Origin of the sequence: Aeromonas sp. QDB56 (assembly GCF_027705505.1) — a bacterium.
Taxonomy (GTDB): Bacteria; Pseudomonadota; Gammaproteobacteria; order Enterobacterales; family Aeromonadaceae; genus Aeromonas; species Aeromonas caviae.
On record NZ_JAPDBZ010000042.1, the window covers coordinates 22,079 to 29,453 of the forward strand.

A 7,375-nucleotide genomic window follows, 5' to 3' on the forward strand; every position below is an offset into this window, starting at 1 on the left:
CCCTCGGCAACCATCATGACCCGCCTGGAGGTGACCACCTCATCGCCGTCATCCGTTGCGACGGACCCAGGCGATGCCATTTATCGCATAAGCTGTGCCGTTATTATTCTTTCAAAGAATAAATGGTCGACTCTTATAGTCAGTCACTCGCCCCTCATTCCAAGGATGTGAAATGAAACGACTCGTGCCCGCCACCCTGCTTATTGCAGGACTGGCTCTCGCCCCGCTGGCCCAGGCGGCCACCCTGCTCAACGCCTCCTATGACGTGATGCGCGATTTTTACAAGGAGTACAACGGAGCCTTCCTGAAGCACTGGCAGGCCGAAGGCGGGGAGCCACTGCAGATCAACATGTCCCACGGCGGATCGAGCAAGCAGGCGCGCGCCGTCATCGACGGCCTGCCCGCCGATGTCATCACCATGAACATGGCCACCGACATCAACGCCCTCGCCGAGCATGGGGGCCTGGTGCCCAAGGGGTGGGCGGATCGCCTGCCGGATCACAGCGCCCCCTTCACCTCGGCCACCGTGTTCATCGTGCGAAAGGGCAACCCCAAGGGGTTGAAGGATTGGCCTGATCTGCTCAAGGAGGGGGTACAGGTCATCGTGCCCAACCCCAAGACCTCGGGGAACGGCCGCTACACCTACCTGTCTGCCTGGGGGTATGTGCTGGAGCAGGGGGGCGATGAAGATGCGGCCAGGGCATTTGTCGGGAAGCTGTTCAAGCAGGTTCCCGTGCTCGACACCGGCGGCCGCGCCGCCACCACCACCTTCATCCAGAACCGGATAGGCGACGTGCTGGTCACCTTCGAGAACGAAGCCGAGATGATCGCCCGCGAGTTCGGCCGTGGCAGCTTCGAGGTGGTCTATCCGAGCGTCACTGCCGTGGCCGAACTGCCGGTGTCAGTGGTGGACAAGGTGGTCGACAAGCAGGGTACCCGCAAGGAGGCCGAAGCCTATCTGGCCTATCTCTGGTCCGACGAAGGCCAACGCATTGCTGCCAGCAACTATCTACGCCCGCGCAACCCGGCGATCCTCGCCGAGTTTGCAGACCGTTTCCCGAACGCCACCTTCCTCGACGTGGTGAAGACCTTCGGCGAGTGGCCTGTGATCCAGCGCACTCACTTCAAGGAGGGCGGGGTGTTCGACCAGATCTATGCCCAGCGCTGAGGGGCCCCGGGATAACGATGCTCACCCAGGTGCAGCCGGGGCGTGGCTGCCTGGCTGCCCTCTCTGATGGTGGGGCCAGGTTGGTGCGTCAGGCTCTGAAAGATGAACAGGACCGTCGCGGATGGCGGTGTCCTGGAGGGGGAGGGTGTTCTGGCGCAGTCACACCGGCGTCTTGGCCAGAGACCCGGGACAAACAGCACGAAGGGTTGGCCTCGCACTGAGGCCAACCCTTCGTCTGTCTGGTGCCGGTAATAGGAGTCGAACCTACGACCTTCGCATTACGAATGCGCTGCTCTACCAACTGAGCTATACCGGCGGTTTGATGTTCAGAGTCGTGAAAAAAGCCGGACAAGTCAATTGAGCCAATTCGATTTTATGAGTTGGCTCATGATGTTAAGGCATATCAGAGGTCAACGAACTCCGGGATGTGAGCACGGCCGCGGCTCTCGAGAAAATCGAGCAGGGCACGGGGGGTGCGGGACAGGATCCGCTCATGTGGGAAGTTGGCTTCGGTGACCAGCCGATGGCAGTGATCAAAGTCGCCGAGGCTGAATGCCACGTGGGAGTCGGAGCCGAAAGTGAGGTAGGCACCCAGATCGCGCGCTGCCTCGACGATGGCGCGGCAGTTGCTTTCACTGCCTGCACGGGAGTGACTGAACGAGGAGTTGTTGACCTCCAGCGCCACTCGATACTCTGCCGCTGCCTTGACCACCGCCTGGATATCGATGGGGAAGGCGGGGTTGCCGGGGTGGCTTATCATGTCGACCCGACCACTTCGAATGGCGTTGATCATGGCCTGGGTGTGGGTCGCCTGATCGCAGGGGGGAAACACCGGTTCGTGAAAGCCCGCCATGATCATGTCGAGCCGCGATTCGTAGCGCTCGGGGAAGTCTATTTCACCGTCGATGTTCTTGATATTGGCTTCGATGCCGCGCAGGATACCGACCCCGTCCACGATCCTGGGCAACACGTGCAGATTGACGAAATGCCAGTAATGCGGGGCATCGGCCATGTCCGGGCCATGGTCCGTGGTGGCGAACAGCTTGATCCCCTTGGCTTTGGCGATGGGCAGGTAATCGTGAATGGTGCTGTAGGCGTGGGTGCTGGCGACGGTGTGCGTGTGGGTATCGACCGTATACTTCATCTTCTCTCCCCTCTGGCATGAGGCGACAGCATAGCAAGATTGGCGAAGCCGGGCCATGTGGCTGGTTGCCATACTTTGTCACAATTTGGGTCTGTGCTGACAAAGTCTGATGACGTTTCACTGCGAGGATGACGACATCGATGCAAGCCTGAACACCCATCGATGGGTCGACACTGGATGGTCAGACCCGTTTTCCCCGCCGTCGCCCCTGCGACGGTTTTTTTTGGTTCTCTGCCGGCGCATCGGGTGACGGCAGGGCAAAAAAATGCCCAACTAGCATGACGCAGGTTGGGCGAGACTTAATGTTTAATTGCAGTGGCATAGATATAGAGTGCCGTCTCGCCGCGAAGTTCCCGCCATCTTCCCTCTTTTTTGATTAAAAACATTTAGCCAACACTTGTTCACATTCTCTTGACATGGGGGGGCGTGAAACGTACTTTTTAAACATTCGTTTAAGTGAGGTGTCCAGTGAGTAAAATCGATACCAAGAACCGTATTCTCGACGCCGCCGAGGTGCTGTTTGCCGAGCGGGGGTTCGCCGATACCTCGTTGCGTCTGATCACCAGCGAGGCCGATGTGAACCTGGCTTCGGTCAATTATCACTTCGGCTCCAAGAAGGAGCTTATCCAGGCGGTGCTCGACCGTTATCTGAGCCTCTTCATGCCGGCACTGGACGGGCGGTTGCAGACGTTGATGGCGCAGGATCAGCTGACCCTGTTGCAGGTGTTCGAGAGCTTTGTCGAACCTCTGATGAAACTGTCGGCCGTCAGGGCGAATGGTCCGGCGCTCTTCATGCAGTTGCTGGGGCGCGGCTATATCGACAGTCAGGGCCACCTGCGCCGCTTTATTACCACCCATTATGGGGCGACCCTGCACGGGATCACCCAGGCCATCTCCAAGGCCAATCCGGATTTGTCGCCAGCGGATCTCTTCTGGCGCCTGCACTTCACCCTGGGCACCGTCGTCTTCACCATGGCCTCTGCGGATGCCCTGCGTGACATCGCCCAGGCCGATTTTGGCCAGCAGCTCGATGTGGAAGGGCTGGTGCGCAACGTCATTCCTTATCTGGCGTCCGGTGTCGGGGCGCCCGTGGAGTCGACCAGGCTCTCCCTGGCCGTGTAACACCTAACAATAATCAACGGAAACAGTGAAATAGAAGGAACTTCGGTATGATCACATTGCTTGTCCTGCTGGTGCTGGCGATAGCCGTGGTGCTCGGTGTCCCCGCCATCCGTAAAAAGGTGGTGACCCGCCCCGTGTTCGGCATCTTCAAGAAGATACTGCCGCCCCTGTCGGCCACCGAGCGGGAGGCCATGGAGGCCGGCTCCGTCTGGTGGGACGGGGAGCTGTTTCGCGGCAACCCGGACTGGAAGAAACTGCACGGCTACGGCAAGGCCGAGCTGAGCGCAGAAGAGCAGGCTTTTATCGACAACCAGGTCGAAACCCTGCTCGCCATGGTGGACGACTTCAAGATCGTCAACGAGACCAAGGACCTGCCGGAGCCGGTGTGGGACTATCTGAAGAAAGAAGGCTTCTTCTCCCTGATCATCCCGAAATCCTACGGCGGCCGCGAGTTCTCGGCGATTGCCAACTCCACCATCGTCACCCGTATCGCCACCAAGAGCCTGAGCGTCGCGGTCACCGTCATGGTGCCCAACTCTCTCGGCCCGGGCGAGCTGCTGATGCATTACGGCACCCAGGCCCAGAAAGATTTCTGGCTGCCGGGGCTGGCCAACGGCAAGGAGGTACCCTGCTTCGCCCTGACCGGGCCGGAAGCGGGCTCCGATGCGGGCGCCATCCCGGACAAGGGGATCGTCTGCAAGGGGATGCACAAGGGTGAAGAGGTGCTGGGTATTCGCCTCAACTGGAACAAGCGCTACATCACCCTGGCGCCGCGTGCCACCGTGCTGGGGCTGGCGTTCAAGCTCTATGACCCGGAAAAACTGCTGGGTGACAAGGAAGAGATCGGCATCACCTGTGCGCTGATCCCGACCAGTCACCCAGGCGTGCGCGTCGGCGATCGCCACTACCCCATGGGGTTGGCGTTCCTGAACGGCCCGACCTTCGGCAAGGATGTGTTCATTCCGCTCGACTGGATCATCGGTGGCCCGGATTACGCCGGCCGTGGCTGGCGCATGCTGGTGGAGTGCCTCTCCGCCGGTCGCGGCATCTCGCTGCCTGCCCTTGGCACCGCCTGTGGTCACATGGCGAGCCGCACCGTGGGCGCCTACTCCTACGTGCGCAAGCAGTTCGGCATGTCCATCGGCAAGTTTGAAGGGGTGCAGGAAGCGCTGGCCCGCATTGGCGGCCTCACCTATCAGCTCGAAGGCGCTCGTCGCATGACCGCAGGTTCCCTGGATTTGGGTCAGGCACCGGCCATCGTCACCGCGATTTCCAAGTACCACATGACCGAGATGGCCCGCCAGGTGATGGATGACTCCATGGACATCCATGCCGGTCGCGCCATCCAGCTGGGCCCGAAAAACTACACCGGCTACGCCTACATGGGCATTCCGGTGGCCATCACGGTGGAAGGGGCCAACATCCTGACCCGCAACCTGATGATCTTCGGGCAAGGGGCCACCCGCTGCCATCCGTATGTGTTTGCCGAGCTGGAAGCGGCGGCCGACACCGATGTGGAGCGCGGTCTCGAGAAGTTTGACGCTCTGCTGATGAAGCACATCGCCTTCGGTACCGGCAACTTCTTCGGTGCCCTGTTCCAGGGGCTGACCCTGGGTCAGTTCAATAGTGCCCCGGTGGCTGGCGAAACCGCCCGCTACTACAAGCAACTCTCCCGCATGAGCAAGGGGCTGGCCCTGTGCGCCGACGTCTCCATGCTGATGCTGGGTGGCGATCTCAAGCGCAAGGAGATGATCTCCGCCCGTCTGGGTGACGTGCTGAGCCACCTCTACCTGGCCTCCGCCACCCTCAAGCATTACGAGGATCAGGGCCGCATGGTCTCTGACCTGCCGTTCGTGCAGTATGCGGTGGAGCGCAACCTCTACCTGATTGGCAAGGCGTTCGAGGGCTTCTTCCAGAACTTCCCGAACAAGGTGGTGGGTGCCGTACTCAAGCGGGTGGTGTTCCCGTTCGGCGTCGGTTACAAGATGCCGGCGGATGATCGCTGCCATGCCATCTGCCTGGCCATGATGACGCCGGGCGAGTTCCGGGATCGTCTGACCGCGCTCTGTTATGTGGGCAAGGACGAGGCGGATCCGGTGGGGCTGATGGAGCGTGCCTTCCAGGCCATGGTCTCGGTGCAGCCCATCGAGAAGAAGCTGGTGCAGGCCCAGAAAGAGGGCAGACTGCCCCGCAAGCTGGCGCTGCCTGAGCTGGTGGCTGCGGCCCTGTCCCAGTCCATCCTCGGCAAGGAGGAGGCGGACAAGTTGCTGGCCGCCGATGCCCTGCGCTACGAGGCTATCCAGGTGGACAACTTCGCTCCTGGCGAGCTGGAAGGATTGTCTCAACCGAACCCGGTCGAGCATGCAGCCTGACCCCGAGCGTAAACCGACAACCGGCCCTAGTGGCCGGTTTTTTGTTGTTTAACCAGGCATTTACAAGGTCGATTAATTCCAGTTTAATGCAATGGCCCCCACCCTTGGGGCAGGAAGCAAGGCCATCGGAATGGCCGATAACAACAACTCAGGAAGAGTGAATGAACCTCGCCAAAACGGCGATCGAACGCCCCATCTGGGTGGCGGTCTCGGTCGTGCTGATTTTTTTGCTGGGCCTGCTCAGCATCCGGGGACTGCCCGTCCAGCTGTTTCCCGACATAGACCGTCCTCACCTCAACATCACGGTGGACTGGCGTTCGGCCTCGCCCCAGGAGATGGAGTCGGAGATAACCGATCCCATCGAGCAGGAGATGCAGGGGGTACAGGGGCTCAAGAGCCTCAGCAGCAACAGCTACCCCGGCTTCACCGAAATCGACATGGAGTTTGCCCTCGGCACCGACATGCAGCGGGCCCAGCTTGATGTCATCTCCCGCCTGAACCGGGTCTCGGGGCTGCCGGACAACATCGGTGGCCCTTACGTCAACAACTACAGCAGCAACGACACCCTGACCTTCTTCTTCATCCAGCAACTGCCCGGCGCCAAAGGGGAGATAGACGATCACCAGGCGCTGATCGAGGCGAGGGTCAAGCCCGAGCTGGAGCGGATCCCCGGGGTGTCCACGGTCGACATCGAGGGGATCAACGAGCGCCAGATCCAGATCCGCTTCGACCCTTACCGCACCGCCGAACTGGGGGTGGAGATCCCGGTGCTCGCCAGCCGGGCAACGACGGGCTGGGATGTGTCGGCCGGCACCCTCGACATCGGACGCTGGGAGTACAAGCTGCGCTTTGCCGGTCGCTATGACGTGGCGGCCCTGGGGGACAAGGTGGTGGACTGGCGTGACGGGCTGCCCATCTATCTGCGGGACGTTGCCGAGATCAGAGTGGCCCGGGAGGAGAACCCGGTGCTGCGCATCCAGAACGGCAACACCGCCATCGCGGCGCAGATCTTCAAGGAGAGCGGCGCCAATGCCCTGGCGGCGCTCGAGGGGATCAAGGCCAAGGTCGGGGAGCTCAACCGGGAGGTGCTGGAGCCGGTTGGCCTGCACATGGAGCAGTCGTTTGACGCTTCTCTCTACATCAACCGGGCGGTGAGCATGGTGACCGCCAACCTGGGGCTCGGGGTGCTGCTCTCCTGCGCCATCCTCTGGGTCTTTCTGCGCCAGCTCAAGGCGACCCTGATGATCGCGATCGCCATTCCCATCAGCATCATGCTCACCTTCTGTCTGCTCAAGGTGATGGGGCGGACCCTCAATATCATCTCCCTGGCGGGCATTGCGTTTGCGGTCGGCATGGTGCTCGACGCCGCCATCGTGGTGCTGGAGAGCATCTACCGGCTCCATGAGCGGGGTGACATCAGCAAGGGAGAGGCGGCGCTGGAGGGCACCCGCCGGGTGTGGACCGCTCTGGTGGCGTCCACCCTGACCACGGTCGCCATCTTAAATGCGAAAGGGGACTCCCTCCGACGTAGGTGGGAGGGGAATTTCGCCGGGGCGTCAGCCCCGCTGG

The 7,375-nt window shown here is 61.2% G+C and carries 5 protein-coding genes and 1 tRNA gene; 4 read left to right on the top strand and 2 right to left on the bottom strand.

Annotated elements, in window-relative coordinates; genetic code table 11:
* The first annotated feature begins 172 nt into the window (after positions 1-172).
* Positions 173-1,168 (top strand): sulfate ABC transporter substrate-binding protein, encoded by a 996-nt coding sequence (locus tag OKB81_RS09080; protein ID WP_128271500.1) that lies wholly within the window; start codon positions 173-175, stop codon positions 1,166-1,168.
* A 240-nt stretch (positions 1,169-1,408) separates the two neighbouring features.
* Here the strand turns inward: OKB81_RS09080 and OKB81_RS09085 are convergent.
* Together OKB81_RS09085 and OKB81_RS09090 are read right to left on the bottom strand one after the other, a co-directional pair.
* Positions 1,409-1,484 (bottom strand) — tRNA-Thr (locus tag OKB81_RS09085).
* An 87-nt stretch (positions 1,485-1,571) separates the two neighbouring features.
* The gene (locus OKB81_RS09090; protein WP_128271501.1) at positions 1,572-2,312 is read right to left on the bottom strand and encodes a phosphatase; all 741 of its coding nucleotides are present in this window, start codon (positions 2,310-2,312) and stop codon (positions 1,572-1,574) included.
* Positions 2,313-2,780: 468 nt separating this feature from the next.
* Here OKB81_RS09090 and OKB81_RS09095 point away from each other — a divergent pair, with 468 nt between their 5' ends.
* The 3 genes from OKB81_RS09095 to OKB81_RS09105 all read left to right on the top strand — a co-directional run.
* Positions 2,781-3,434 (top strand): TetR/AcrR family transcriptional regulator, encoded by a 654-nt coding sequence (locus tag OKB81_RS09095; RefSeq protein WP_005324182.1) that lies wholly within the window; start codon positions 2,781-2,783, stop codon positions 3,432-3,434.
* A 47-nt stretch (positions 3,435-3,481) separates the two neighbouring features.
* Positions 3,482-5,806 carry an acyl-CoA dehydrogenase gene (locus OKB81_RS09100; protein WP_041213197.1) on the top strand — a complete coding sequence of 775 codons (2,325 nt, stop codon included), beginning with the start codon at positions 3,482-3,484 and terminating at the stop codon, positions 5,804-5,806.
* Positions 5,807-5,967: 161 nt separating this feature from the next.
* The coding region (locus OKB81_RS09105) for an efflux RND transporter permease subunit (RefSeq protein WP_270805214.1) at positions 5,968-7,375 on the top strand (1,408 nt) is incomplete at its 3' end.

What these genes read in the sequence shown, in the direction of transcription:
- OKB81_RS09090 (WP_128271501.1), bottom strand. Translation starts at nt 2,312, where the DNA reads ATGAAGTATACGGTCGATACCCACACGCACACCGTCGCCAGCACCCAC.
- OKB81_RS09080 (WP_128271500.1), top strand. Translation starts at nt 173, where the DNA reads ATGAAACGACTCGTGCCCGCCACCCTGCTTATTGCAGGACTGGCTCTC.
- OKB81_RS09100 (WP_041213197.1), top strand. Translation starts at nt 3,482, where the DNA reads ATGATCACATTGCTTGTCCTGCTGGTGCTGGCGATAGCCGTGGTGCTC.